The following is a 26,027-nucleotide window of genomic DNA, read 5'->3' as shown; positions in this document are numbered from 1 at the left end:
GCCCCCGGCCCCCCGCATCGGCCTGCGGCCTCGTCCTCAAACGCCGGACGGGCTGGAACGGGTGCCGGCGGGCCCTTCGTGCTCGGGCGTCGGAGGGGCTGGAACGGGGTGCCGGCGGGGCCTTCGTGCTCAGGTGGCGGAGGGTTGGAACGGGGGGTGTCGGCGGGGCTTTCGGGCTCGGGCGGCGGAGGGGTTGGGACGGGGTGTTGGCGGGGCCTTCGAGCTGAGGCGCCGGACGGGCTGGAACGGGGGGGTGTCGGCGGGGCCTTCGTGCTCAGGTGGCGGAGGGGGTGGGACGGGGGTGAGGTGTGGTGCCCTCGGGTGGTGGCGGCGGCCAGGTGGGTGGCGGTGGTGTGGCGCGTGGGTTTGTTGTGTCGGGTTTGTCTGATTTACGCGTATCTTCGGTTCATGCCCACGCCCTACGGATCCCGCGGCGGCATGGCGTTCGGTGCGGAGGAGCTGCGTGTGCTCCGCCGTGCTCTCGCCCTCGCCCTTCACCCCGGCCCCGTCTCCGCCGAGGACGTCAAGGACTGTCATCGGCTCGCCGAGTCGCTCGACGAGGCGTTGTGCGAGGGGGCCCGGCTGCGTGCCTTCCTGGTGGCGGATCTGGCCCGGTACCGTGCCGCGCTGCCGGGGGCCGTCGCCGGTTACCTCGCGCTCCTGGAGGAGGCGCTGGGCGCCGGGTACCGGCCCGTTCCGGATGACCTCGCCGCGCTGCGGGCACTGCGGGGGAACGCCGTTGCCGCCGCCCTGCTCGGCCGCTGCCAGGACCTCGCCGAGCGCGATGTGCGGGCCCGGCTCGCCCCCGGGGCCGTACCGGCCTCCAGGGCCCGATTGACGGCCCTGCCGGGCGGTGTGGCCAAGGAGTCGGAGAAGAAGCCCAAGGAGAAGCCCGCCGAACGGCCCGCCCCGCGGCCCGCGACTCCCGAGCCCACCCTGCCGAAGCGGCCGATTCCCACCCCGGGCGAGGTCTTCCCCCGCCGCCGCCCGGCCTCGCCGCCGTCCGGCCCTCCGCGGCAACTCGTCGCGGGCTGAGGAAGAGGCGTCGGCGGAGGACGGGGGACGGGGGACGGGAGCGGGGAGCGGTTCGCCCACCCCGTTCGCCCACCCCGCCCCTTTCGCCCGGTGCACCCTGGCTACCCTGGACCCATGGACTACGTCTCCGCGCTCCTGCCCTCGGTCGTCATGGCCGCCTTCTTCATCGGTCTGGTCCGGGTGATCGTGAAGACCCAGGGCGGCGCCGCCAAGGCCAAGGAGGACGCCGCCGTCGACGCCGCCCTCGCCGAGGGTGCCCGCCGGGCCGCCGCCACCAAGGCCGACGGCGTCTGAGCCACGCCGCGCCCTCCCGGGCGTACGGCGTACCGGGCGCCACGCTCCCGCCCCGCTTTCCGAGGCGTGCGCCCTTTTTGTTCGCGTTTGCCGGTGAAAGTGCACGTCCGGCACGCCATTGACCGGATCTCCCACTATTGTCTGAGCTGTGCCTCGCCCATTGGGAGAACTCGAAGACGCGGTCATGACGCGGGTGTGGAAGTGGAACCGCCCGGTGACCGTTCGGGAAGTCCTGGAAGACCTTCAGCAGGAACGGTCCATCGCCTACACCACGGTGATGACCGTTTTGGACAATCTCCATCAGAAGGGCTGGGTACGGCGGGAGGCCGAAGGGCGCGCCTATCGATATGAGGCCGTCTCCACCCGGGCCGCCTACGCCGCCGCCCTGATGAACGACGCCTGGTCGCAGAGCGACAACCCGGCCGCCGCGCTCGTGGCCTTCTTCGGGATGATGAGCGACGAACAGCGACAGGCCCTGCGGGACGCCGTGCGCATCGTCCAGGGGCCGGATAGGGAGAGGGAAGACCGGGAGGCCCCGCAAGGGGAGAACCCCGGCTCCGTGGCGGACGCCGAGGGGCGATAGCGTCCGCTCATGTCAGCGATGCGCCCCGAAGTCACCGCAAAAGCCGTCACCGTCCGGCGGGCCCGGACCGGCGATGTCCCGGCCGTGCGCCGCCTCCTCGACGCGTACGTTCGCGACCGCATCCTGCTCGACAAAGCCACGGTGACGCTTTACGAGGACATCCAGGAGTTCTGGGTCGCCGAACGCGACGACAACGCCGAGGTCGTCGGCTGCGGCGCGCTGCACGTGATGTGGGAAGACCTCGCGGAAGTACGCACTCTCGCGGTGAACCGGAGCCTCAAGGGGGCCGGCGTCGGTCATCAGTTGCTGGAGAAGTTGCTGGAGACCGCGCGCTGGCTCGGTGTTCGCCGCGTTTTCTGTCTGACCTTCGAAGTCGAGTTCTTCGGGAAGCACGGCTTCGTGGAGATCGGCGAGACGCCCGTGGACACCGATGTCTACGCGGAGCTGTTGCGTTCCTATGACGAGGGCGTCGCGGAGTTCCTCGGACTCGAACGAGTGAAACCGAACACCTTGGGCAACAGCCGGATGCTTCTGCATCTGTGATCGCCGAGAGGGATCGTGGCGGACAAGGTTCGACAAGGGCCGTCGGGGCAGAGATGAGCGGGAGATCGGCCCGCTATTACGGGCAACCAGCCTTGCCCGGGTGGCCTATGTCCGAAACGCGCACGTTTCCGGGCGGGAGCGGGCCCCTCGGCCTCTCCCAGGGGTTTGTGTTTTTCCCGCAAAAGCGGTTTGCTTTCCGACGTACTGCAGTACTGCATATAACAGGGGGCGGCGAAACGGCGGACGCCGCAGACCCCCGGCCCTGAAGTTATCGATGAAAGGAAAACCGGTGGCACAGAAGGTTCAGGTCCTTCTTGTCGACGACCTCGACGGCGGCGAGGCGGACGAGACCGTGACGTTCGCGCTGGACGGCAAGACGTACGAGATCGATCTCACGACCGCCAATGCGGACAAGCTGCGCGGCCTTCTCGACCCCTATGTCAAGGGCGGTCGGCGTACCGGTGGCCGCGCTTCGGGCGGACGCGGAAAGACCCGTGCGGCTTCCGGCGGCAGCCAGGACACCGCGCAGATTCGCGCGTGGGCCAAGGAGAACGGTTACGAGGTCAACGACCGCGGCCGGGTTCCCGCGACGATTCGCCAGGCCTACGAGGACGCCAACGCCTGATTGTCCCGTGGCCCGTGTTCCGCGCGCCGCAGCCGGACGCGGTGGCACTCCGTGGCCATCGTGTCCACCAGCCGAGCGAGATCGGGGGCGCCCTTGACGCCCCCCATGGCCGACAGCGTCGGCAGCGAGGCCTCGACCTCGCACCCCGACTCGGGGGGCCGCAACCAGGCGGCGGCCCCCTGTACGGGCCTGCCCGGACCCGGCCGGGCCGGCGCGTCCATCGCGCCCCCGGCGCCCAGCGCCCGCAGATCGAGGTCCAGGGCCGCCGGGCCCCACTCCAGCCAGTCCAGCAGCCCCGGCAGCTCCTCCGCGCCGCCCGCGGCCACCAGCAGCCGCATCCGGCCGCCCTGGAGCGCCACCGGAGAGCCCGGCGCCAGATGCCTGAGCGCCCGCACTCCCGCCCCCGCCGGCACCTCCAGCACGTCGAACCGCACGCCCGTCACCAGCCGTACCGGCTGTCCGGGCGCCTCGGGCACCGTCGCCCACCCCAGATCGTTCTCGTACCAGTCCCGCAGCCGGTCCGGCCGCGGGGCGCCCGAGTGGAGCGGACGACGGGGGTGAGGGACCGTGGAAGCGGTCAGAGGCGATGTGCCAGCCATGCCGGGTCAACCGTGCCGAGACCGTACGGGTTACGCTTCGTGTGCGTGTGACCGCGCAGGGTGCCAGAAGAAGGGATCCGCGGCGGTCCGGAGAGACGCAAGGTTGTTCGCCCATAGCGGAGGGATCAGGGGGCCGCGGCATGGACTGTCCGTCGCTGAGGGTAAGACATCCCTAGTGGGAGGGGGCGACACGCAGGCGAGGCCGTCTCACGTTCGCCATCGGCGTACTGACGGAAGGGGTAACTGCCTGGCCTGCGGGAACATCGTCTCGCACCATCGGGTTGGAGCAGATGTCGGCGTTCGGGGTCAGGAGGCCATCGACGGTGTCGGCAGTTGGAATGAGCGGTCCCCGCTTGCGGGACTAAGCTGCGGAAGGACAGGGAGGGGAAGTTCCCCCCACTGCCTGACCGCTCTGAGGAGCGATTAACGATGTTCGAGAGGTTCACCGACCGCGCGCGGCGGGTTGTCGTCCTGGCTCAGGAAGAAGCCCGGATGCTCAACCACAACTACATCGGCACCGAGCACATCCTCCTGGGCCTGATCCACGAGGGTGAGGGTGTCGCCGCAAAGGCCCTGGAGAGCCTCGGCATTTCGCTTGAGGCGGTCCGTCAGCAGGTCGAGGAGATCATCGGCCAGGGCCAGCAGGCCCCGTCCGGGCACATCCCCTTCACCCCCCGTGCCAAGAAGGTCCTGGAGCTGTCGCTCCGCGAGGCCCTTCAGCTGGGCCACAACTACATCGGCACGGAGCACATCCTGCTCGGCCTGATCCGTGAGGGCGAGGGCGTCGCCGCCCAGGTCCTGGTCAAGCTGGGCGCCGATCTCAACCGGGTGCGGCAGCAGGTCATCCAGCTGCTCTCCGGCTACCAGGGCAAGGAGACCGCCACCGCCGGCGGCCCTGCCGAGGGCACCCCCTCGACGTCCCTGGTCCTCGACCAGTTCGGCCGGAACCTCACCCAGGCCGCCCGTGAGTCCAAGCTCGACCCGGTCATCGGGCGCGAGAAGGAGATCGAGCGGGTCATGCAGGTGCTGTCCCGCCGTACCAAGAACAACCCGGTCCTGATCGGTGAGCCCGGCGTCGGCAAGACCGCCGTCGTCGAGGGCCTCGCCCAGGCCATCGTCAAGGGCGAGGTGCCCGAGACCCTCAAGGACAAGCACCTCTACACCCTGGACCTCGGCGCCCTGGTCGCCGGCTCCCGCTACCGCGGTGACTTCGAGGAGCGCCTGAAGAAGGTGCTCAAGGAGATCCGCACCCGCGGCGACATCATCCTGTTCATCGACGAGCTGCACACGCTGGTCGGTGCGGGTGCCGCCGAGGGCGCCATCGACGCGGCCTCGATCCTGAAGCCGATGCTGGCCCGCGGTGAGCTGCAGACCATCGGTGCCACCACCCTGGACGAGTACCGCAAGCACCTGGAGAAGGACGCGGCCCTGGAGCGCCGCTTCCAGCCCATCCAGGTCGCCGAGCCGTCCCTGCCGCACACGATCGAGATCCTCAAGGGTCTGCGTGACCGGTACGAGGCCCACCACCGGGTCTCCATCACGGACGAGGCGCTGGTCCAGGCCGCCACCCTGGCCGATCGCTACATCTCGGACCGCTTCCTGCCGGACAAGGCGATCGACCTGATCGACGAGGCCGGTTCCCGGATGCGCATCCGCCGGATGACCGCGCCGCCGGACCTGCGCGAGTTCGACGAGAAGATCGCCGCCGTCCGCCGGGACAAGGAGTCCGCGATCGACTCGCAGGACTTCGAGAAGGCCGCCTCCCTCCGCGACAAGGAGAAGCAGCTCCTGGCCGCCAAGGCCAAGCGGGAGAAGGAGTGGAAGGCCGGCGACATGGACGTCGTCGCCGAGGTCGACGGCGAGCTGATCGCCGAGGTGCTGGCCACGGCCACGGGCATCCCGGTCTTCAAGCTCACCGAGGAGGAGTCCTCGCGTCTGCTGCGCATGGAGGACGAGCTCCACAAGCGGGTCATCGGCCAGGTCGACGCGGTCAAGGCGCTGTCGAAGGCGATCCGCCGTACGCGTGCCGGTCTGAAGGACCCGAAGCGCCCCGGTGGTTCGTTCATCTTCGCCGGCCCGTCCGGTGTCGGTAAGACCGAGCTGTCCAAGGCCCTCGCCGAGTTCCTCTTCGGTGACGAGGACGCGCTGATCTCCCTCGACATGTCGGAGTTCAGCGAGAAGCACACGGTGTCGCGTCTCTTCGGTTCGCCCCCCGGCTACGTGGGCTACGAGGAGGGCGGCCAGCTGACCGAGAAGGTCCGCCGCAAGCCGTTCTCCGTCGTCCTCTTCGACGAGGTGGAGAAGGCCCACCCGGACATCTTCAACAGCCTGCTGCAGATCCTGGAGGACGGTCGCCTGACCGACTCCCAGGGCCGGGTCGTGGACTTCAAGAACACGGTCATCATCATGACGACCAACCTCGGCACCCGGGACATCTCCAAGGGCTTCAACCTGGGCTTCGCGGCCTCGGGTGACACGAAGACCAACTACGAGCGCATGAAGAACAAGGTCCAGGACGAGCTCAAGCAGCACTTCCGGCCCGAGTTCCTCAACCGTGTCGACGACGTGGTCGTCTTCCCGCAGCTGACGCAGGAGGACATCCTGCGGATCGTCGACCTGATGATCAGCAAGGTGGACGAGCGCCTGAAGGACCGGGACATGGGCATCGAGCTCTCCCAGTCCGCCAAGGAACTGCTGTCCAAGAAGGGCTACGACCCGGTGCTGGGCGCGCGGCCGCTGCGTCGCACGATCCAGCGCGAGATCGAGGACACGCTCTCGGAGAAGATCCTCTTCGGCGAGCTGCGCCCCGGTCACATCGTGGTCGTCGACACGGAGGGCGAGGGCGACACCGCGACCTTCACCTTCCGCGGCGAGGAGAAGTCGGCCCTCCCCGACGTCCCGCCGATCGAACAGGCCGCCGGCGGAGCCGGGCCGAACCTGAGCAAGGAGGCGTAGCCCTCCGGGGTGAGCCGAGACGAGGGGCCGGTGCTTTCCGAAGCACCGGCCCCTCGCCTGTCAGCGCGACTCCAGGCGCGGCTCCACGCCGGGGAAGATCCCTGTGAAGCGGGAGACCGGGAAGGTGTGTCCCGACCGGTTGGTCAGGGTCAGCGAACGCAGTCCGGGCAGCCGGGGCACCAGCGGAGCGAGGTCCTCGGCACCGTGCATCGACGTGATCCGCAGCTCCTCGACCCCCGGCAGTTCGGGCATCAGCTCGATGGAGTGGGGGAAGTCCTGGATGATCCTCGCGTTCAGATAGAGGCGAGTCAGCTCCGGCAGCTCGGTGACCCGCCGCCAGTCGGCGACCGTCAGCTCCGTGGTCAGCGGCCCGAGGCTGAGCGTGTGCAACGTGGTCCAGTGCTGGAGTCCGCGCAACCCCGTGTTGTCCGTGCTGTGCGCGCCGAGGAAGAGGAACTCCAAGGCCGCCTCCGGCGGCAGGGTTTCGCTGAGATCGGTGCCCGGGAGCTCCTGGCTCAGGGTGATCCTGGTCAGTGACCGCAGGAACCGCATCCCGGTCAGGTCGGCGACGCCGCCGCAGCCAAGCAGCGAGAGCGGCAGTTCGGCCAGTCGTTCCAGGCCGGTGGCTGCCGGGCAGTCATCGATCCACAGCCGGTTGAGCGAGCCGAAGGGCGTCAGCACCCCGAGGTCGGTGAGAAAGGGGTTGTCCGACAGACTGAGCGATGTCACGAGGCCGGGCGCCGGCACCGCGGCCAGGACGTCGGGGATCTGGTGCGGACCCGCGACGGAGAGTTCCGGCCAGGGGCGCATGTGGGCCAGTGCCCTCAGCTCCGCGGGCGACTCGCCGCGGAGGAAGAGGTCCGTCCGTGGAAGGTGGTCCAGCACCTCCCTCGCGTACTCCCCGGTGTCGAACCGGCTCCAGGTGCCGGCCAACTGCCTGCGCACATCGAGGTCCTGATGGTCCCGGTACCGCCGGAGCACCCCCAGTGCTCCCGTCGGGTCCTCCGTACCCAGCAGCGACGCCGTCACCGTGACCCCCCGGGCCTCCTCGGCGCTCAGCGCCTGCGGTCCCGGTAGCAGTTCCAGCACCAGAGGCCCCGCCTCGGCCAGGAGCTTCGCGTCGTCCTTCGTCCGCGGTGGAATCAGTGCGGCGGCCCGTGACTCCACCTCCGCCCGTACCTCCGGATCCAGTGCGGTCGCATGCTCCAGACAGGCCAGTGCCAGCAGGGTCAGCCGCGGCTTGTCGCCGGCCAGCAGCTGGCGCAGCAGCCAGGCCCGTTCGCTGGGCCTGGCATGGGCCATCGCCATCCGGATCACGTCCTCCCACTGCGTGTCGTTCGCATGGCTAGCGAGGACGTCCAGGTGCCCCTCCGCCACCGCGTACCGGGCGCCCAGGTAGTCCTGGAAGGTGCGGTGGACGAAGTCCATGACACCGGCGGCCGGTTGACGGACCAGGCCACTGCGCAGAAGCAGGGTGCGGAGCACGGTCGGTGCGTCGGCACGGCGTTCCGGCAGCGCGATCGACGGCAGGCAGCGCTCCACGATGCCCTCGGCCGTCTCCACCTCCATCTCGGTGCGACCGCTCAGCACCAACGCGTAGGCCAGGCGCTGGAGGATCTCCAGCCGGGCCTCCTCGCCCAGTTCCGCTTCGTCCACCGTTCCCAGGCCCCGCTCCCGGTCCCGGCGGGCGAGCAGCATTGCCAGGGCGGCGTCGTACAACTCCTTGCGGCCGGTGGGGAGATAGCCGCGCCGCTCCCGGTGCAGGGCGCAGATCAGACCGCACATCAGGGGGTTGGTGGCGAGGCGGGCCAGGTCGCGTTTGGTGCGCAGGGAGTCGAGGAGCGGGCCCTCGAACTGCGGTGCCTGGGCCGCCCTGTGCCAGCGTTGCACGAACGTCGCGACATCCGCGCGGCGCATGGGGGCCAGGGTCAGTTCGCCGAAGCCCTCGGAAGCGAGCCAGGCGGAGCGGACCGCGGTGGGGCGGGAGGTCAGCAGCCAGCGGTTGCCGGGGAAGGCGTGGATGAGGGAGCGGAGCCAGTCACGGGCGCGGTTGCGGTCGGCCTCGGGGATCTCGTCCAGACCGTCGACGAGGATCAGGCCGCGGCCCGCCGACAGGACGCGCTCCGTCCAGCCCTCCGGGGCGGACAGCGGGCAGCCGACGGCGGTCAGGAAGGCGGCGGGCGCGGGAAAGGCACCGGCGGCACGGATCAGCGTGCGCAGCGGGAGGACGTACGGGATGTGCGTGCCCTCGCGGGCCGCCGTCACCGCCAGCCACTGGACCAGTGTCGTCTTGCCCGAGCCCGCGTCGCCGCGCAGCAGGACCCGGTCCTGGGCGCGGAGGGCTCCGTCGGCGGGGAGCTGGAGGGTGACAGGGGCCGGATCGGAACCGTCCTCGGGGACGGGACGATCCTCGGTGGCCGTCGCCTCCAGGCTCAGATAGGCCACTTCGAGCGGCCACCGGTCGGGGGAGTCCCGCAGGTCGATGCCGTAGATGGTGATGTGGTTGTGGCGGTCGGCGACGTAGGAGCGGTAACGGCGTTCGAAGGCGGTGTCGTGGGCGTCGGGGCGCGGTGAGCGGGCGAGCAGCTCATCGACTCTGACCCTGAGTTCTGCCAGGGCCCGTGCTTCTTCCACGAGGGTGCGGGCGACAAAGGTGGAGCGGCGGGTGAAGAACTCCAGGATCTGCAGGCAGGCCCACTCCGTTGCGGAGTCCAGGAAGCAGCAGGCGTCGGAGGAGAGGCCGTCGGGTGCGGGTCCCGCGTGCGTCAGCTTCGCGGCCAGTGCGCAGTGGCCCAGCTGTACGGCCTGGACGTCGTCCATGTCGAGATCGCCGAGGGCGAGCAGTCTGCGGGCCAGCGCGTCGGCGACCGCGATCTGTTCCGTGGCCCGGAAGGGCGGCTCACCGGGCGAGTCGACCGCCTGCTGGACCAGATGATCGGCGAGCTTGTGCACGTCCTTCTCGACCAGCACCCGCTTCTCGCCCCGGAAGGACACCAGGTCCTTCAGCCGCACCGGCCTGTCGACCAGTCCCGCACCCGGTGCGTCCGCCACGAACAGCTTCTTCACCAGCTGGCTGACCAGGCTCGACGCCAGCTTGCCGCCCAGTACCGCCGGCTCCATCCGCCACCCCCGTACGTCGTTGCGAACGGATGGAGCCTAGCGGCGGACTACGACAACTGGCCGTTGTAGTCCGGCAGCTTGAACGTCTGGTCGGCGTGGCCGCCCGAGAGGTCGGAGGCGCTGTTGCCGATGTTCGCGATGATGTCGTAGCCCTTGTTCTCGATGTCGACGCGCTGGGCGGTCTTGTAGGCGGCGACGTCCTTGAAGAGGTCGAGGAAGCCGCGGACGTAGAGGCCGGAGACCTGGTAGCCGTCGTGTTCGAGGTTGTACTCGGTGGGCAGGTAGATGATCCCGGGGCGGGCGGTGACGAAGAACAGCGAGACGCCGTGCTCCTGGGCGTACCTGGCCACGTTCAGGACCGGCTTGTTGGCCGGCTGGGGGTAGCTGAAGCCGAAGTCGGTCTCCAGCGTGGTGTTGTCGATGTCGAAGACGATCGCCTGCTTCTCGCCCGGCTGTGCGTCGGCGATGCGCTGCTTCAGGTAGGGCAGGGCCTGGTCCATCACGGTCTGGCAGTCCTGCTGCCAGGTGGCGTAGTCGACCGTGGTGGAGCTGCTCTCCGTCGCGGCCTGGGCCGGTGCGGCCAGTCCGGCGAACGCGGCCATGGATACGGCGGTGACGGACATGCGGCGGATCCAGGTGCCTGTGGTCATCGGGGCGGGTGTCCTCTCACGTCACTCTTGCTATGTCAGGGGCATGATGAGCGGGCCAGGTGGCGTGAGGGGAACCGTAGGGTTACCGGCGGGTAGGGGGCTAGAGGTGTGCACGGGATTCCGCGGCGCCGGGCCCGGAAGGCGGCGGGCCCCTCCCGCGTCGACGTCGGGCCTGGCCAGGTCGTCCGGACCGGCCGGCGCATGGGCCTCTCCGGCAACACCGGCAACTCCACCGGGCCGCACCTGCACTTCGAGATCCGCACGACGCCGGACTACGGCTCCGCGATCGACCCCGTCACCTTCCTGCGTGCACAGGGCGTGATCCTCTAGGGGGGCCGCCGCCCCGCGCGTCGGGCGACACACCTGACGCCTCGCCCTAGACGGGGTGCGAAGCCCGGTGGGCCTGGGTCACCAGGTCCACGGCGACCTCCAGGACGGCCTCGCGCTTCGTCCGGGGGTCGCCTTCCACGTCCTGCATGACGAACATGCCGGCGTGCAGGGTGAACAGGGCGCTGATGCAGCGGATCTGGTCCGTCAGGGCCGCGTCCGGGTCGATGATGATGTTCCGCAGGCCGCGCATCTTGTCCTTGAAGATGTCGCCGATCCGCAACTCCCGGACCGTCGCCTGGTTCTCCTGCATGAACCGGAACAGGGGTTCGGCGTCGGTGAGCGCCTGGTGGTAGCGCCGGACGATCTCCTGCTTGGTCTCCAGGGTGTGCGGCTGGCCCTTGCCCCACTCGATCAGGTCCTCGATCGGCCGGATCAGGTCCTCGAAGACGCTGACCAGGATCTCTTCCTTGGTCTTGAAGTGGTAGTACAGGGCCGCCTTGGTCACGTCGAGGCGCTCGGCGATCTCCCGCAGGGAGGTCTTCTCGTAGCCCTGCTCGGCGAAGAGTTCCAGCGCCACGTCCTGGATGCGCTGGCGGGTGTTTCCGCGGCGCTGCTGCTTGGTGCCGTCCATGGTGACGCTCATCCTCTTACTCCTCGCATTCCCGCGGACACTTGCTTGCCGCCCGGCTAGTAAACTTACTTGACGCCCGGCTAGCAACGGGTCTAACTTCCCAGTGTAGTGAACTAGCCGGGCGGCAAGTAAGTACCTGTCGCCAGGGGGAGTGGGAGAGATGGCGGACACTCAGGCGGCCGAGACCGGCCAGGAGACTCCGGGAACTGCGGAAGCGGCCGAGCAGCCGGCGGAAAAGCCGGCGAAGGAGCCGAAGAGCGTACGGGTCGTGATGCTCGCGCTCATGGTCGCGATGATGCTCGCGATGCTCGACAACATGATCGTGGGCACGGCGATGCCGACGATCGTGGGCGAGCTGGGCGGTCTCGAACACCTGTCGTGGGTCGTGACCGCGTACACGCTCGCGACCGCGGCGGCCACCCCGCTCTGGGGCAAGCTCGGTGACATGTACGGGCGCAAGGGCGCCTTCATGACCTCCATAGTCATCTTCCTGGTCGGCTCCGCGCTCAGCGGCATGGCCCAGGACATGGGCCAGCTGATCGGGTTCCGGGCCATTCAGGGCCTCGGCGCCGGCGGTCTGATGGTCGGCGTCATGGCGATCATCGGCGACCTCGTGCCGCCCCGCGAGCGCGGCAAGTACCAGGGCATGATGGCCGGCGTCATGGCGCTCGCCATGATCGGCGGCCCGCTGGTCGGCGGCACCATCACCGACAACTGGGGCTGGCGCTGGGCCTTCTACATCAACCTGCCGCTCGGCGTCGTCGCGCTGGCCGCCATCAGTGCCGTACTGCACCTGCCGAAGAAGCGGAACAAGACGCGCATCGACTACCTGGGCGCCGCGCTGCTGACCCTCGGCATCACCTCGATCGTGCTGGTCACCACCTGGGGCGGCTCCCAGTACGCCTGGACGTCCGCGCGGATCATGGAACTGATCGCCATCGGCGTCGTCGCGCTGATCGGCTTCGTCTTCTGGCAGACCAAGGCCGCCGAGCCGGTCCTGCCGCTGCACATCTTCCGCAGCCGCAACTTCACCCTGATGTCGATCATCGGCTTCATCGTGGGCTTCGTGATGTTCGGCGCCACCCTGTTCCTGCCGCTGTACCAGCAGTCCGTGCAGGGCGCCTCCGCGACCAACTCCGGTCTGCTGCTGCTCCCGATGCTCGGCGCGATGCTGGTGACCTCGATGGTCGCCGGGCGGGTCACCACCAGCACCGGCCGCTACAAGATCTTCCCGCTCGCGGGCGGCGTGCTGCTCACCGTCGGCCTGTACCTGCTGTCCACCATGGACACCGACACCACCCGGTTCACCTCCGGTGTGTACATGGCCGTCGTCGGCCTCGGCATGGGCTGCCTGATGCAGATCACCATGCTGGTCGCGCAGAACAGCGTGGAGATGAAGGACATGGGCGTCGCGTCCTCCTCCACCACCCTGTTCCGTACGCTCGGCTCCTCCTTCGGCGTCGCCATCATGGGCGCGCTCTTCAACAACCGGGTCAAGGACGTCATGGCCGAGCGCGCCGGCGCCCTGGGCTCCAAGGTCACCGAGCAGTCGGCACAGCTGGACGCCAAGAGCCTGGCGAAGCTGCCGGCGGCGGCGCGCGAGGCGTACCAGCACGCGGTGTCGGCCGGTACCCACTCCGCGTTCCTGCTCGGCTCCGTGATCGCCGTACTGGTGCTGGTGGCGGCCGTCTTCGTCAAGGAGGTCCCGCTGCGGGGCGGTCCGCAGAAGCCGGGCGAGTCCGACGAGGCGGCGCCGATGCCGGTGGTGGAGGCCGTCTGACGCCGGCCGAGGCCGGCTGACCTGCCTGACACCGAGGCTGCCTCACATCGGTTGATCACGAAGCGGGAGTCCCGGGGAGCACCGCCCCCGGGACTCCCGCTTCGGCATGCCCCCGCCCCCGGGACTCCCGCTTCGGCATGCCGGGCCCAGGCTCCCTCAGCCTTCGCGGCTCACCGGCTCACCCGGCCGCCTGATCACCGGCTCACCGTTTCCCCGCCTGGGCGGGGCCCGGCAGTACCGGGTAGCTGCCCGTCGCCGTCGGGGCGTGTTCCGGGAGCCACAGGACGGCCACCGCGCCCTCCGCCCCGATGTGCTCGGGCGCGCCCGCGGGGCGGATGTTACGGAAGGTCAGGCGGGCGCCCAGGACGCGTGCCTGGCCCGCCGCGATGGTCAGGCCCAGGCCGTGGCCCTGGCCGGCCCGGTCCTCGCTGCCGGTGCGGAAGCGGCTCGGCCCCTCGGCGAGGAGTTTCTCCGGGAAGCCGGGGCCGTGGTCGCGGACCCGGATGACCCGGCCCTCGACGGTCACCTCGATCGGCGGCCTGCCGTGCCGGGCCGCGTTGGCGAGCAGGTTGAACAGCACCCGCTCCAGCCGGCGCGGATCGGTGGTCACCTCCGACTCGTGCACCACCCGGACCTCGATCTCCGGGTCCTTCGCGGCCACCCGCCGGACGACGAACTCGCCCAGCATGATGTCCTGCAGCTCGGCCCGCTCCGAGGCGCTGTCGAGACGGGCCACCTCCAGCACGTCCTCGACGAGGGTGCGCATCGCCTTCGCCCGGTCCAGGACCAGCTCGGTCGGCCGGCCGGGCGGCAGCAGCTCGGCCGCGGTGAGCAGACCGGTCACCGGCGTGCGCAGCTCGTGCGCGATGTCCGCCGTCACCCGCCGCTCGGCCTCCAGGCGCTGCTGCAACGCGTCCGCCATGGCGTCCACGGCCCGTGCCAGGTCGTCGGTCTCGTCCCGTACGACACCGCCGATCGCCTCCCGCACCCGCACGTCCGGTTCGCCCATGGCGACCTGGTTGGCGGCGGCCGCCGCCTTGCGCAGCCGGCGCGAGAGCTGCCCGCCGATCAGCACCCCGAGCGCGCTGCCGCCGAGGACGACCGCGATCGAGCCGATGACCAGGGCCTGGTCGAGGTCCTTCAGCACGTTGCTGCTGCGGTTGGCGAAGGTGCTGTGCAGGGACAGCACCCGCCCGTCCTTGGCCTGCACGGCCGCCCAGATGTCCGGCGCCCCGTGCCCGTGGTCGATGACGTCGGTCGCCCGGCGGCCCGCGTCGACGCGCTCGCGCAGGGCCGGCGGCAGCTGGGGGTCGTCGACCTTGACGTCGGGGAAGTTCGCCCTCCCGTACAGCTCGTAGTTGCGCTGGCCGATCTGGAGCCGGTCGTTGGCCAGCTCGCGCGCGTTGTCCAGCATCGAGACCCGGGCGGCGTTGTGCACCACCAGGCTCAGCGCGATCGCGACCAGCGCGCCGACGAGCGCGATGGCCGCGCTCAGCTTCCATCTGAGTCCGGTGCGCAGTCCCGGACCCGTGTACCGGCTGACGAACCCCCGCATGACCGCCTCGCTCAGGCCTTCAACTTGTAGCCGAAACCACGGACCGTCTCGATCCGGTCCTGGCCGATCTTGGTGCGCAACCGCTGCACATGGACGTCGACGACCCGGGTGTCCCCGCCCCAGCCGTAGTCCCAGACGCGTTCGAGCAGCTTGTCGCGGGAGAGCACGGTCCCCGGTGCCGAGGAGAACTCGAGCAGCAGCCGCATCTCGGTCGGGGTGAGCGCGACCGGCTGCCCGGCGCGGCGCACCTCCATGCCCTCGGTGTCGATCTCCAGCTCGCCGAAGGTGAGCATGGAGCCGGTCTCCTCCACCGCGTCCCCGTGCGGCCTGTCGCCGCCGTTGGCGTGCCCGAAGCGGCGCAGCACCGCCCGGATCCGGGCGACCAGCACGGCGCCGTCGAACGGCTTGGTGACGTAGTCGTCGGCGCCCGCCTCCAGGCCCAGCACCACGTCGATCGAGTCGGCGCGCGCCGACAGCATGATCACCGGGACGGTCGACTCGTCCCGGATGCGCCGGCACAGGCTCACCCCGTCCATGCCCGGGACCATCACGTCCAGCAGGGCGATGTCGGGCCGGTCGGCGCGGAAGGCCTCCAGCCCGGAGACGCCGTCGGGCATGGCGGTCACCGCGAAGCCGTCCCGCTCCAGGGCCAGTTGGGTGGCCTCGCGGATGACGTCGTCGTCCTCGACGAACAGGACGTGGGTCTGGTCTGCCATCCCTGGCTCTCTCGGTGGTCGGTGGTCGGTGGGGTGGGTTCAGTTGGCATCGGACGGTACCGGCGTGTCGTCGCCGGTACCGGCCGCGTTGCCGTAGTCGGTGTGGTGGAAGTCCTCCTGGACGAAGCGTCCCCCGGCCCAGTTGTAGGTGATCACGTTCTCGCCGGAGGGACTCGACACCGGGTCGCCCTTCTCGTACACCTGCTTGGTCACGCTCAGGTCGCCCCGGTCGATCTCCGCGTAGACCGGGGACTCCTCGGCCTTGAAGACATTCTTGTACGCGCCGCTCACCTGCCGGTACACATACGCCCCGACCCCGACGGCGTCCCCGCAGGTCAGCACGTTGACGACGACGTCCTCTGCGGTGCCGCCGGTGAGGTCGCCGTACGTCACGTCGACCGGGTACTCGTCGCCCGAGCACGGCTTCAGGTCCCGCTTCACCGTGGCCGAGACCACCGGGTCGGCCTTCACCAGGGCGACCGCGTCGACCTTCTCGTACGTCTGCGACGGGTTGGGCGAGGGGGCCTTGGCGGCGGCCGGGACGCGCGCGGACGAGCCGGCGTGCGCCGGGCCCTCGTCCCGGGCTCCGGTACCGCCGGTGCCGCAGGCCGCGGCGAAAAGGGCGAGGGCGGCGAGCACGGCCGCCGCCGTGATCACCGCCTGTGCACTCGCCGGGCCCCTGCTGGGCTCCGTGTCGGTCAGGCCGCGCAACGCTCCCGCTCCTCACGCTCCAGCGCGCGTGCGTCGAGGTCGCGTGACTCCAGCTCCTCGCGGAGCCGGGCGAGCGCCCGGTGCAGCGTGCTCTTGACCGTTCCGGCCGACATGCCGAGGGCGGCGGCCGTCTCCTCCGTGGACATCTGTTCCCAGTGTCGCAGCACCACGACGCTGCGCTGCTTCGGAGCCAGCACCTTCATGATGTCCATGAGGAGAGCGCGGTCCGCGTGCTGCTCGGTGGAGTCGTCCACGCAGGCGTCGGGCAGCTGCTCGGTCGGGACCTCCTCCAGCTTCCGGGCCCGCCACCACTCGGTCCGCGTGTTGATCATGACCCGGCGCAGGTAGGCGTCCGCGAGCTTCTTGTCGGCGATGCCCTCCCAGCGGCCGTACGTCCGCACCAGCGCGGTCTGCAGCAGGTCCTGGGCGTCGGTCGGGTCCGGGACCAGTCGACGGGCGCTGCGCAGCAGCGCGTCCTGCCGGGTGCGGACGTACTCCTCGAATTCGAGCACCTCGCCCTGCGCCATGATCAACCGCCTCCCGATCCCCGTTTTCCCCGGCCCTGTGCCTGAGTTACTGCCGTCCCGCGGTCCTGGCGGGCACAGGAACGAAGCTACGGACCGGTTGTCACGGGGCTGTGCGGAGCAGCCTGCGGCCAGCAATCGGCTGTCCGTCGGTTGTGTAACGGAAGTAGGCGCGGGGTAAGGAGGGGCGGACCTATGTCCGGTTGTGCGGCGGTTTGGCGTGGGGTCGGGACTGTGACACAGCCGCCCGTGCTGTGACGCGGCTGTGCGTCCGCCCTGGGCGCGCCGTGCGTCCGTGGTGCGGGCGGGGTGCGTCTGCGGTGCGGGCGGGGTGCGTCGGTCGTTGCGTGCGCGGTGTGCGGGTCGCGGTGGTGTCAGCCCACTGGGAGCCGGTACAGGCCGCCCGCGAGCGGCTCCACCAGTCCGTCCGAGACCAGCCCGTCCAGCGCGCGGGCCCGCTGCACCGGCTCGTGCCAGACCCGGTCCAGCACCGTCTGCGGCACGGGGGTGTGCGCCTCGCGCAGGACGGCGAGCAGCTTGCCGCGCACCTGGCGGTCGGTGCCGGCGTACGTCTGCCCGCGCCGGGGCGGCCCCTCGTGCTCCGGCTTCCCGGCCAGCAGCCAGGCACACTCCCCGGCGATCGGGCACCGCTGGCACGCCTCGTTCTTCGCCGTGCAGACGAGCGCGCCCAGCTCCATCGAGGCGGCGGCCCAGCGGGCGGCGGTCTTCTCGTCCGACGGCAGCAGTTCGCGGGCGAGCCTGCGCTCGGCGGCGGTGGTGGCGTTCGGCGGGTACCGCACCCCGCTCACCGCCCGCGCGAACACCCGCCGCACGTTGGTGTCGAGCACGGCGTGCCGCTGCCCGTACGCGAAGGAGGCGACGGCCGCGGCGGTGTACTCACCGATGCCCGGCAGCGCCAGCAGTTGCGCGTGATCCGTCGGAACGTCCCCGCCGTGCCGTTCCGTTATGGCGACGGCGGCGCCGTGCAGCCGCAGGGCGCGGCGCGGGTAGCCGAGCCGGCCCCAGGCGCGGACCGCCTCGCCGGGCGCCTCGGCGGCCAGGTCGGCGGGGCGCGGCCAGCGGGCCAGCCACTGCTCGTACACGGGCTGCACCCGGCTCACCGGGGTCTGCTGCAGCATGAACTCGCTGACCATCACCCCCCACGGGCCCGCCTCCGGGCGGCGCCAGGGGAGGTCACGGGCATGGGCGTCGAACCAGGCGATCACGGGGGCGTGGAGCTTCTCAGTCATGTCCCTTCCGATCCTGCCACGTCCGGCGACGGCTGGGGTGGACGTGGTTCGCGGCGGCGTCGGGGTTGACGCCCCGCGCCGTGCGGGCGGAGCCGGAAGGCGGGCCGTGGCGGCGGGAGTTGCTGAAATGATGATCCGGAAAAGTTGAGGTCCGGGCGGCGGGTGGGGCGAGGAACTGCACGGATCTCTCGTACAGTTTGCGCCGTGGGATCTCTGCGCAATCCGGTCGGGCCGCTTCCCTCCTCCATCTACTGGCGACGGAGGGTCTTCATGCTGTCGGCGCTCGTCGTGCTGGCGCTGCTGATCGCGTGGATCGTGACGTCGAACGGCGGGGGCGGCAAGAAGAGCGCCGGCGGCCCGGACGGCAAGAATCCCGTGTCCACCATCACGCCGGGGCCGTCCGGCAGCGGGCCGGCGATCAGCCAGGCGCCCGGCGGACGGGACGAGTCGAGCGGCGGCGGTTCGGGGTCGACCGCCGGTTCGGGTTCCGGCGGCGGGAGTTCGAGCGGTGCGGGCGGTGACTCGTCGGCCGGTTCCGGCGGTTCGTCGGGCGGCTCGGCGGGTTCCTCCGGCTCGGCGGGTTCCTCCGCCGGTTCGGGCGGTGACGACGTCACGTCGGGCTCCGGCGGTACGGTCGCCTCCCTGCCGGGGTCCTCCTCGCTGCCCAACTGCACAGCGGGCTCGGTGGCGTTGACCCTGAAGAGCCTGCACAACTCGTACTCGCCGGAGCAGACGCCGACCTTCGAACTCACCGCGAGGAACACCTCGTCCAGCGACTGCAAGATCGACCTCGGGCCGAAGAATGCGGTGCTGAGCATCACGCAGGCCAGTTCGGACGACAGCTACTGGTCGTCGGCGGACTGCCCGAAGGCGGCGGGGAGCCGGTGGTACCGGGTGCCGGCCGGCAGCAGCATCACGTACACCCTGAAGTGGGACCGGAAGCCGAGCGCTCCCCAGTGCGCGACGCCTGCGGCGGGCTCGGCCGGGGCGGGCACGTACCTTCTGGAAGCCGAGGCGCCGGGGTACGCCAAGGCCCAGGTCTCCTTCGTCCTGACGGCGGACTAGCGCCGGGGCACTGACGGCCGCCGGGGTGGCCGCCGGGGGTCGCGACGCTTACCGGCGCCGGCAGGTTGCGAAGCGGCGGGGCGGGAGCGCCCGCCCCGTAAGGGGCGCGGGGAACTGCGCGGGAACCCCCACCGGCCGGTGGGGGCCGGTCGGCGGAGTCAGACGTACCGTTCGAGGATCGAGGACTCCGCCAGGCGTGACAGGCCCTCGCGGACGCTGCGTGCTCGGGCCTCGCCAACGCCGTCCACGGTCTGGAGGTCGTCGACGCTCGCGGCGAGCAGCTTCTGCAGGCCCCCGAAGTGCTCCACCAGCCGGTCGATGATCGCCCCCGGCAGCCTCGGCACCTTCGCCAGCAGCCGGAAGCCGCGCGGCGACACCGCCGAGTCCAGCGTCTCCGGCGAACCGGTGTACCCCAACGCCCGCGCCACCGTCGGCAGTTCCAGCAGCTCCGCGTGGCTCAGCGCGTCCAGCTCGGAGAGCGCCTCGTCGACCGTGCGGGAGCGCTTCGCCGTCGGCTCCGGCACGTAGTCCCGGACCACCAGCTCGCGCTCCGGCTCCACCCCGGCGATCAGCTCGTCCAGCTGGAGGGCGAGCAGCCGCCCGTCGGTGCCCAGCTCGACCACGTACTCGGCGATCTCCGTGGCGATCCGGCGGACCATCTCCAGACGCTGGGCGACCGCCGACACGTCGCGGACCGTCACCAGGTCCTCGATCTCCAGCGCCGACAACGTCCCCGCGACCTCGTCCAGGCGGAGCTTGTACCGCTCCAGGGTCGCCAGCGCCTGGTTCGCGCGGGAGAGGATCGCCGCCGAGTCCTCCAGCACACGGCGCTGACCGGCGACGTACAGCGCGATCAGCCGCATCGACTGGGAGACCGAGACCACCGGGAAGCCGACCTGCTTGGAGACGCGGTCCGCCGTGCGGTGGCGGGTGCCCGTCTCCTCCGTGGGGATCGTCGCGTCGGGCACGAACTGCACGCCCGCCCGGAGGATCTTCGAGAGGTCCGAGGAGATCACGATGCCGCCGTCGAGCTTGCACAGCTCCCGCAGCCGGGTCGCCGTGAACTCGACATCCAGCACGAAACCGCCCGTGCACATCGCCTCGACCGTCCTGTCGAAGCCGAGGACGATGAGCCCGCCCGTGTTGCCGCGCAGGACCCGCTCCAGGCCGTCCCGCATGGACGTGCCCGGAGCCACGGCGCTCAGCGAGGCGCGCATCAGGCCATCGGAACCGGCACTCCCACCGGACTTTCCGGGAGCTCCTGCCCGGTCGTTGGCTGCCACTGCACTCCTCGGGTCGCAGGTTCTGAGGCGCTGCCGTCCCCGCACTCGGTTCGTACGGACGGGCGAGACCAGGGCAAAGTCTACCGGCGCTCCTCCGCCTCCCGGGGGGCCTCTCGGCGACGCGAGCGCGGCAGCACCCGCAGCGCGTCCCCCATGTCGGCGACTTCCAGGACCTTCATGCCCGCCGGGATCTTGCCCGGATCGCCCGGCACGAGGGCGTGCGTGAAGCCCAGCCGGTGCGCCTCCGCGAGCCTGCGCTGGACCCCCGTGACCCGTCTGACCTCGCCCGCGAGGCCGACCTCGCCGATGGCGACCAGGTTCTTCGGGAGCGGGGTGTCGCTGGCGGCGGAGGCCAGGGCGAGGGCGATGGCCAGGTCGGCGGCGGGCTCGGAGAGCTTCACGCCACCCACCGTCGCGGAGTAGATGTCCCGCTTGCCGAGCGCGCTGATCCGGCCGCGCTGCTCCAGGACGGCCAGCATCATCGAGACGCGGGAGGTCTCCAGGCCGGAGGTGGTGCGGCGGGGGGAGGGGATCTGGGAGTCGACCGTCAGCGCCTGCACCTCGGCGACCAGCGGGCGGCGGCCCTCCAGGGTGACGGTCAGGCAGGTGCCCGGGACCGGTTCGGCACGCCGGGTCAGGAAGAGGCCGCTCGGGTCGGCGAGGCCGGTGATGCCCTCGTCGTGCAGTTCGAAGCAGCCGACCTCGTCGGTCGCGCCGTAGCGGTTCTTGACGCCCCGGACCAGGCGCAGGCGGGCGTGCCGGTCGCCCTCGAAGTGCAGGACGACGTCCACGAGGTGTTCGAGGAGTCGCGGGCCCGCGATCGCGCCGTCCTTGGTGACATGGCCCACGAGGAGCGTGGACATGCCCCGCTCCTTCGAGGCGCGGATGAGGGCGCCCGCCACCTCCCGCACCTGGGCCATGCCGCCGGGCGCGCCGTCGATCTCGGGGGAGGCGACCGTCTGCACGGAGTCCAGGATCAGCAGCGACGGCTTCACCGCGTCCAGGTGGCCGAGGACGGCGGCCAGGTCGGTCTCGGCGGCGAGGTAGAGGTGGTCGTCGATGGCACCGATGCGGTCGGCGCGCAGCCGGACCTGGCTCGCCGACTCCTCGCCGGTGACGTAGAGCGTGCGGTGCTCGTCACTGGCCGACTTGGCCGCGACGTCCAGGAGGAGGGTGGACTTGCCCACGCCGGGCTCGCCGGCGAGCAGCACCACCGCGCCGGGGACCAGACCGCCGCCGAGGACCCGGTCCAGCTCGGGCACGCCGGTGGTGCGGGCGGTGGCCTGACGGCCGTCGACCTGGCCGATGGGCACCGCGGAGGTGGTGACGCGGCCGGGGGCCGTGGTCCGGACGGCGGGCGCGCCGTACTCCTCGACCGTCCCCCACGCCTGGCACTCGGCGCACCGGCCGAGCCACTTGGCCGTCTGCCAGCCGCACTCGGTGCAGCGGTAGGACGGACGGTCCTTCGAGGTCTTGGTACGGGCAGCCATGCGGAAACCGTAGCCCCCGCCACTGACAGTGGGGCGACGGTGGCCGGTGTGACAGGTGTGGGTGGACCGGTCCCGGCCACCCGACGAGGGGTACGAGCCGGGGTAGAACAGGTTCCTGTCCCCTATTGAGGGATCGTTTCACCCGTACGGATTAAAAGTGCTCAAGCCGCCAGAAGGGGCCATACAGGGCCGCCTACGGTCGCACGGGTGATGAGCAGCAGTGCGGAGACCTCGGCCCGAACGACCGGCGCACACCGGGCACACCGGGAGGTGCGGGCGGCACGTGATCGTGCGGCGGCGCTTGCGCTGGCGCAGCGACCGCCGGCGCGCTACGAACCGTACCTGGACGGTCTGTTCACCTACTGCCTCTCGGTGCTGTGCGACCACGACGCGGCCGTCGCCGCGCTCGGGGACGTCCTCGCCCTCGCCGAGCGGCGCGGTCAGCGGGTCCCGGAGGCCGCCGGGGACCGCAGGGCCTGGCTGTACGCGCTGGCCCGCTGGGCCTGTCTGCGCGGCCTCGCCGAGGCCAAGCAGAAACGTCAGGGCACCCACGCGGCGGGCCGGCACCTCGCCCCCGACCCCGCGGTCCCCGCCGACACCCAGGAGGAGCGGCGCCGCGAACTCGCCCAGCTCGCCTGGCCCGAGGCGGCCGGCACCACCCCCGAGCAGCGCGAGGCACTCGAACTCGCCGTCCGCCACCATCTCGCCGCGCACGAGGTCGCCGCCGTCCTCGGCATGGACCTGGCCGGCGCCCGCGAGCTGCTCGCCTCCGCCGCCTGCGAGGTGGAACGCACCCGCGCGGCCCTCGCCGTCGTCGAGACCGGCGGCTGCCCCAGCGTGTCCCACCTCACCGGCGACAGCCAGCTGGTCCTCAGCAGCGCCCTGCGCCGGGAACTGGTCCGGCACGTCGACGACTGCCCGCGCTGCCGCCGCACCGCCGAACGCGCGGCCCCCGGCCGGTGGCCCGGCGCGATGACCACGCCCGCCGAGCTGCCCGTCCTGGAGGCGCCCCGCGCGGCCCTGCACACGGCCATGGCGCATCCGCCCCGCGTGCGCCGCGCCGCCGCCCCGCGCTTCGACCGGCGCGGTTTCCCGATGGACCCCAAGGACCACGCGGCCCGCCGCGACCGGCTCCGCGCGCGTGCCGTCACGACGACCGTCGTCGCCACCGTGGTGGCGGCACCCGTGCTGGCCCTGTGGGCGGCGTACCGGGGCTCGCCGGCCGGGGAGGGCCACGACGGGACGTCCGCGAGCGCACGGGAGGCCGCCGGCCCCGGCGCGCTCGGCGACGACACGGGCGGGAGCTACGAGAACGCCGGCAACGCCGGGTCCAGACCCGGGCCGCGGGTCGGCAAGGACGGCAGGGCCGACGTCTCGGTGGAGGTGATCGGCGTCACCGGAGCCGACCGGAAGGCGGTCGGCGCGGGGCACCTCGCGGTGACGGCGGCGAACGACGGCGACACGACGCTGATCACGCTCGTGGCGTCCGGGAACGCGGCGGTGCGGTGGTCGGTGACCACGCCGGCGAACTGGTTGTACTTCTCCCGGGCGGCGGGGACGCTGCGGCCCGGGGAGTCGTTCACGATCAAGGTGTACGTCGATCAGCTGCGGGAGCCGGCCGGGCACTGGAGCGCGCGGGTGGCGGTGGCGCCGGCGGGGGCGGTGGTGTCGATCGACGGCTACGGGACGGCTCCGCCGGTGCACCGGGGTCCGCAACCGACCCCTGCGGGGAGGCCGACGCCGACACCGACGGGGTCGGCGTCCACCGAGCCGACGGCGCCGACGAGTGATCCGCCGACGCCGTCATCACCCACGCCCACCGCATCGGACCCGGCGAGCCCTACGGGGCCGGCTTCGCCGACGGCCGCTGACAGCGAGCCCCCACCACCGACTCCGTGACCCCCGTCACCGCTCCCTGCCACCCGCGACCGCCTTTCTGCCGCCGGCCTCGTCGCTTGCGGTCGGCCTTGCGGTGCCGGTCGTGTCCGCCTGCGGCTGCGTTTCCTCCCGCTGCCCGGGTTTCCGCCTGGCGCGGGTCTCGCGTTCGCGGCGGGGTGCCGCTGGTTTCGCGTCTTCCGTCGGCCAGTCCTGCCGCCGGGCTCGCTTCGCCGCCTGCCCTTCCCGGTGCCGCCCTCCTTTTTCCGCCGCGACGGTGTTCGGCCAGGACGGTGGGGTTCGGCGGTGCCGGGCTGGGCGGTAGTCGTGCCGCCGGGGTGCGGTACGTCGCCGGGTGCGGTGCCGTCGTGGCTGGTCGCGCAGTTCCCCGCGCCCCTTTCGGGGCGCTGGGGTGGGCGTTGCTTGGGTGAAGTCGGGGGTTTTTCGGGGCGCTGCGGGGGGGGGGCTACTTGGGTGGGTCTGCTGGGTGGGGGGCCAGGAGGGGGAGCTGGGAGGCGAGGCGGGTCTCGCAGAGTTCGGCCAGGCGGTCGTAGCCGGCCTTGCCCATCAGTTCGGTCAGTTCCGGGCGGTAGGAGATGTAGACCGGGTCGCCCGCGCCGTGCGCCGAGGTGGCCGAGGTGCACCACCAGTGCAGGTCGTGGCCGCCCGGACCCCACCCCCTGCGGTCGTACTCGCCGATCGAGATCTGCAGGACGCGCGTGTCGTCGGGGCGGTCGATCCAGTCGTACGTGCGCCGGATCGGGAGCTGCCAGCAGACGTCCGGCTTGGTCTCCAGCGGCTCGCGGCCCTCCCGCAGCGCCAGGATGTGCAGCGAGCAGCCGGCCCCGCCCGCGAAGCCGGGGCGGTTCTGGAAGATGCAGGAGCCGTGGTACGGGCGGGTCTGCCGGGAGCCCTCCTCGTCCTCCGAGACCCAGCCGTGCTCGGTGCCCTCGGCGTGGTGCTGCCAGATGTCCGGCGTGAGCCGCGCCACATGCTCGGCGACCCGCTTCTCGTCGTCCTCGTCGGAGAAGTGCGCGCCCAGCGTGCAGCAGCCGTCGTCCGCGCGGCCCGCCTGGATGCCCTGGCAGCCGCTGCCGAAGACGCAGTTCCAGCGGGAGGTCAGCCAGGTCAGATCGCAGCGGAAGACCTGCTCGTCGTCGGCCGGATCCGGGAACTCCACCCAGGCGCGCGGGAAGTCGAGGCCCTTCTCGTCCGCGGCCAGAGCCTTCTTCGACAGCGTCGCCGCCTTCGGCCGCTTCGGCGGCCGCACGCCCGAAGAACCGTCGGCTGATTCGGCGGCCTTGTGGTCCTTCGTCTTCTTCGTCTTTGGCACCAGTCCAGGGTAAGTCGCCGAGGTCGGCTCCGCGGAACGCTCAGGGCCCGCCGGCAGCAGTGTTCCGTACAGTTCCGTACATGAGACTCGGTGTCCTCGACGTGGGATCTAACACGGTGCATCTGCTGGTGGTGGATGCGCACCCCGGCGCGCGCCCGCTGCCGGCGCACTCGCACAAGGCGGAGTTGCGCCTCGCACAACTCCTCGACGGCAACGGGGCGATCGGCCCCGACGGCGTCGAGAAACTGGTCGGTGTCGTCCAGGACGCCCTCCAGGCCGCCGAGGACAAGGGCGTCGAGGACCTGCTGCCGTTCGCCACCTCCGCCGTGCGCGAGGCCAGCAACGCCGATGACGTCCTCGCGCGCGTGAAGGCCGAGACCGGTGTCGAGCTGCAGGTCCTCAGCGGCGCCGAGGAAGCCCGGCTGACCTTCCTCGCGGTCCGCCGCTGGTTCGGCTGGTCCGCCGGAAAGCTGCTGGTCCTGGACATTGGCGGCGGCTCCCTGGAGATCGCGTACGGGATCGACGAGGAACCGGACGCGGCCGTCTCGCTGCCGCTCGGCGCCGGCCGGCTCACCGCGGGCTGGCTCCCCGGCGACCCGCCGTCCGCCGACGACATACGCGCGCTGCGTCGCCATGTACGCGCAGAGATCGCCCGTACGGTCGGCGAGTTCAGCCGCTTCGGCTCCCCCGACCACGTGGTCGCCACCTCCAAGACCTTCAAGCAGCTGGCCCGCATCGCCGGCGCGGCCCGCTCCGCCGACGGCCTGTACGTCCAGCGTGAGCTCAAGCGGAACTCCCTGGAGACCTGGGTCCCGAGGCTGGGCGCCATGACCACGGCCCAGCGCGCCGCCCTCCCGGGGGTGTCGGAGGGGAGGTCGGGCCAGCTGGTGGCGGGTGCCCTGGTGGCGGAGGCCGCGATGGACCTCTTCGAGGTGGAGAGCGTCGAGGTCTGCCCGTGGGCGTTGCGGGAAGGCGTGATCCTGCGGCGACTCGACCACATGGGTTCGGCGTAGGCGCCCCTCGGGGCGCGGGGCCGTACGCGCGGTGCGGCCGCCGTCGCGCGGGCGCGAGCGACCACGA

The 26,027-nt window shown here is 71.4% G+C and carries 22 protein-coding genes and 1 pseudogene; 11 read left to right on the top strand and 12 right to left on the bottom strand.

The window, feature by feature from the left end; genetic code table 11:
* The first annotated feature begins 438 nt into the window (after nt 1-438).
* The 5 genes from AB0M11_RS32605 to AB0M11_RS32585 all read left to right on the top strand — a co-directional run bounded on the left by AB0M11_RS32605 (nt 439) and on the right by AB0M11_RS32585 (nt 3,080).
* A complete protein-coding gene (locus AB0M11_RS32605) occupies nt 439-1,035 on the top strand; it encodes a hypothetical protein (RefSeq protein ID WP_365711734.1) in 597 nt (198 codons plus the stop codon).
* A gap of 114 nt (nt 1,036-1,149) precedes the next feature.
* Nucleotides 1,150-1,329, top strand: coding sequence for a hypothetical protein (locus AB0M11_RS32600; RefSeq protein ID WP_365711733.1), 180 nt, complete (start codon nt 1,150-1,152; stop codon nt 1,327-1,329).
* A gap of 148 nt (nt 1,330-1,477) precedes the next feature.
* On the top strand, nt 1,478-1,912 hold the full coding sequence (locus AB0M11_RS32595) for a BlaI/MecI/CopY family transcriptional regulator (protein WP_365711732.1): 435 nt from the start codon (nt 1,478-1,480) through the stop codon (nt 1,910-1,912).
* A gap of 9 nt (nt 1,913-1,921) precedes the next feature.
* Nucleotides 1,922-2,455: an amino-acid N-acetyltransferase gene (locus tag AB0M11_RS32590; RefSeq protein WP_365711731.1), complete on the top strand. Its 534-nt coding sequence runs from the start codon at nt 1,922-1,924 to the stop codon at nt 2,453-2,455.
* Between the two features lie 289 nt (nt 2,456-2,744).
* Entirely contained in the window at nt 2,745-3,080 is a 336-nt protein-coding gene (locus tag AB0M11_RS32585) for an Lsr2 family protein (protein WP_365711730.1), read from the top strand.
* On the opposite strand, the gene AB0M11_RS32580 is transcribed toward AB0M11_RS32585, so the two are convergent.
* A complete protein-coding gene (locus AB0M11_RS32580; RefSeq protein WP_365711729.1) occupies nt 3,059-3,679 on the bottom strand; it encodes an SCO3374 family protein in 621 nt (206 codons plus the stop codon). The two genes, AB0M11_RS32585 and AB0M11_RS32580, sit on opposite strands and share 22 nt — an antisense overlap.
* Before the next feature lie 429 nt (nt 3,680-4,108).
* Between AB0M11_RS32580 and AB0M11_RS32575 the strand changes: the two genes are divergently transcribed.
* Nucleotides 4,109-6,634, top strand: coding sequence for an ATP-dependent Clp protease ATP-binding subunit (locus AB0M11_RS32575; RefSeq protein WP_365711728.1), 2,526 nt, complete (start codon nt 4,109-4,111; stop codon nt 6,632-6,634).
* Nucleotides 6,635-6,694: 60 nt separating this feature from the next.
* Here AB0M11_RS32575 and AB0M11_RS32570 read toward each other — a convergent pair whose 3' ends face one another.
* Together AB0M11_RS32570 and AB0M11_RS32565 are read right to left on the bottom strand one after the other, a co-directional pair.
* Nucleotides 6,695-9,754, bottom strand: a complete 3,060-nt coding sequence (locus tag AB0M11_RS32570; RefSeq protein WP_365711727.1) for an NACHT domain-containing protein — start codon at nt 9,752-9,754, stop codon at nt 6,695-6,697.
* A 47-nt stretch (nt 9,755-9,801) separates the two neighbouring features.
* Nucleotides 9,802-10,404, bottom strand: a complete 603-nt coding sequence (locus AB0M11_RS32565; protein ID WP_365711726.1) for an HAD family acid phosphatase — start codon at nt 10,402-10,404, stop codon at nt 9,802-9,804.
* A gap of 153 nt (nt 10,405-10,557) precedes the next feature.
* On the opposite strand from AB0M11_RS32565, the pseudogene AB0M11_RS32560 reads away from it, so the two are divergent.
* A pseudogene (locus AB0M11_RS32560) lies at nt 10,558-10,734 on the top strand (peptidoglycan DD-metalloendopeptidase family protein); the annotation flags it as partial.
* Nucleotides 10,735-10,780: 46 nt separating this feature from the next.
* Here the strand turns inward: AB0M11_RS32560 and AB0M11_RS32555 are convergent.
* Entirely contained in the window at nt 10,781-11,377 is a 597-nt protein-coding gene (locus AB0M11_RS32555; RefSeq protein WP_365711725.1) for a TetR/AcrR family transcriptional regulator, read from the bottom strand.
* A gap of 148 nt (nt 11,378-11,525) precedes the next feature.
* On the opposite strand from AB0M11_RS32555, the gene AB0M11_RS32550 reads away from it, so the two are divergent.
* Entirely contained in the window at nt 11,526-13,145 is a 1,620-nt protein-coding gene (locus tag AB0M11_RS32550) for an MDR family MFS transporter (RefSeq protein ID WP_365711724.1), read from the top strand.
* Between the two features lie 202 nt (nt 13,146-13,347).
* On the opposite strand, the gene cseC is transcribed toward AB0M11_RS32550, so the two are convergent.
* The 5 genes from cseC to AB0M11_RS32525 form a co-directional block, all read right to left on the bottom strand.
* Nucleotides 13,348-14,700: a two-component system sensor histidine kinase CseC gene (gene cseC / locus AB0M11_RS32545; protein ID WP_365711723.1), complete on the bottom strand. Its 1,353-nt coding sequence runs from the start codon at nt 14,698-14,700 to the stop codon at nt 13,348-13,350.
* A gap of 11 nt (nt 14,701-14,711) precedes the next feature.
* Nucleotides 14,712-15,416, bottom strand: a complete 705-nt coding sequence (gene cseB / locus AB0M11_RS32540; protein WP_365711722.1) for a two-component system response regulator CseB — start codon at nt 15,414-15,416, stop codon at nt 14,712-14,714.
* Between the two features lie 39 nt (nt 15,417-15,455).
* On the bottom strand, nt 15,456-16,127 hold the full coding sequence (locus tag AB0M11_RS32535; RefSeq protein ID WP_365711721.1) for a hypothetical protein: 672 nt from the start codon (nt 16,125-16,127) through the stop codon (nt 15,456-15,458).
* Nucleotides 16,115-16,654, bottom strand: a complete 540-nt coding sequence (locus tag AB0M11_RS32530; RefSeq protein WP_365711720.1) for a SigE family RNA polymerase sigma factor — start codon at nt 16,652-16,654, stop codon at nt 16,115-16,117. Before AB0M11_RS32530 ends, AB0M11_RS32535 begins: the two co-directional genes overlap by 13 nt.
* A gap of 371 nt (nt 16,655-17,025) precedes the next feature.
* Nucleotides 17,026-17,901: an A/G-specific adenine glycosylase gene (locus AB0M11_RS32525; RefSeq protein ID WP_365711719.1), complete on the bottom strand. Its 876-nt coding sequence runs from the start codon at nt 17,899-17,901 to the stop codon at nt 17,026-17,028.
* 204 nt (nt 17,902-18,105) lie between these two features.
* Between AB0M11_RS32525 and AB0M11_RS32520 the strand changes: the two genes are divergently transcribed.
* On the top strand, nt 18,106-18,966 hold the full coding sequence (locus AB0M11_RS32520; protein WP_365711718.1) for a hypothetical protein: 861 nt from the start codon (nt 18,106-18,108) through the stop codon (nt 18,964-18,966).
* 158 nt (nt 18,967-19,124) lie between these two features.
* On the opposite strand, the gene disA is transcribed toward AB0M11_RS32520, so the two are convergent.
* Both disA and radA read right to left on the bottom strand, forming a co-directional pair.
* Nucleotides 19,125-20,249 (bottom strand): DNA integrity scanning diadenylate cyclase DisA, encoded by a 1,125-nt coding sequence (gene disA, locus AB0M11_RS32515; RefSeq protein WP_365711717.1) that lies wholly within the window; start codon nt 20,247-20,249, stop codon nt 19,125-19,127.
* A gap of 80 nt (nt 20,250-20,329) precedes the next feature.
* Nucleotides 20,330-21,739 (bottom strand): DNA repair protein RadA, encoded by a 1,410-nt coding sequence (gene radA / locus AB0M11_RS32510; protein WP_365711716.1) that lies wholly within the window; start codon nt 21,737-21,739, stop codon nt 20,330-20,332.
* 210 nt (nt 21,740-21,949) lie between these two features.
* On the opposite strand from radA, the gene AB0M11_RS32505 reads away from it, so the two are divergent.
* Nucleotides 21,950-23,638 carry a hypothetical protein gene (locus tag AB0M11_RS32505; RefSeq protein ID WP_365711715.1) on the top strand — a complete coding sequence of 563 codons (1,689 nt, stop codon included), beginning with the start codon at nt 21,950-21,952 and terminating at the stop codon, nt 23,636-23,638.
* Between the two features lie 442 nt (nt 23,639-24,080).
* Here the strand turns inward: AB0M11_RS32505 and AB0M11_RS32500 are convergent, their stop codons facing one another.
* Nucleotides 24,081-24,947, bottom strand: coding sequence for a hypothetical protein (locus tag AB0M11_RS32500; RefSeq protein ID WP_365711714.1), 867 nt, complete (start codon nt 24,945-24,947; stop codon nt 24,081-24,083).
* A gap of 80 nt (nt 24,948-25,027) precedes the next feature.
* Between AB0M11_RS32500 and AB0M11_RS32495 the strand changes: the two genes are divergently transcribed.
* On the top strand, nt 25,028-25,960 hold the full coding sequence (locus AB0M11_RS32495; RefSeq protein WP_365711713.1) for a Ppx/GppA phosphatase family protein: 933 nt from the start codon (nt 25,028-25,030) through the stop codon (nt 25,958-25,960).
* The last annotated feature ends 67 nt before the right edge of the window (nt 25,961-26,027 follow it).

The organism is Streptomyces sp. NPDC051987, assembly GCF_040680735.1.
Lineage (GTDB): Bacteria > Actinomycetota > Actinomycetes > Streptomycetales > Streptomycetaceae > Streptomyces.
Note: the sequence above shows the minus strand (reverse complement) of the source record. Positions and strands in the feature narration are given on the sequence as shown.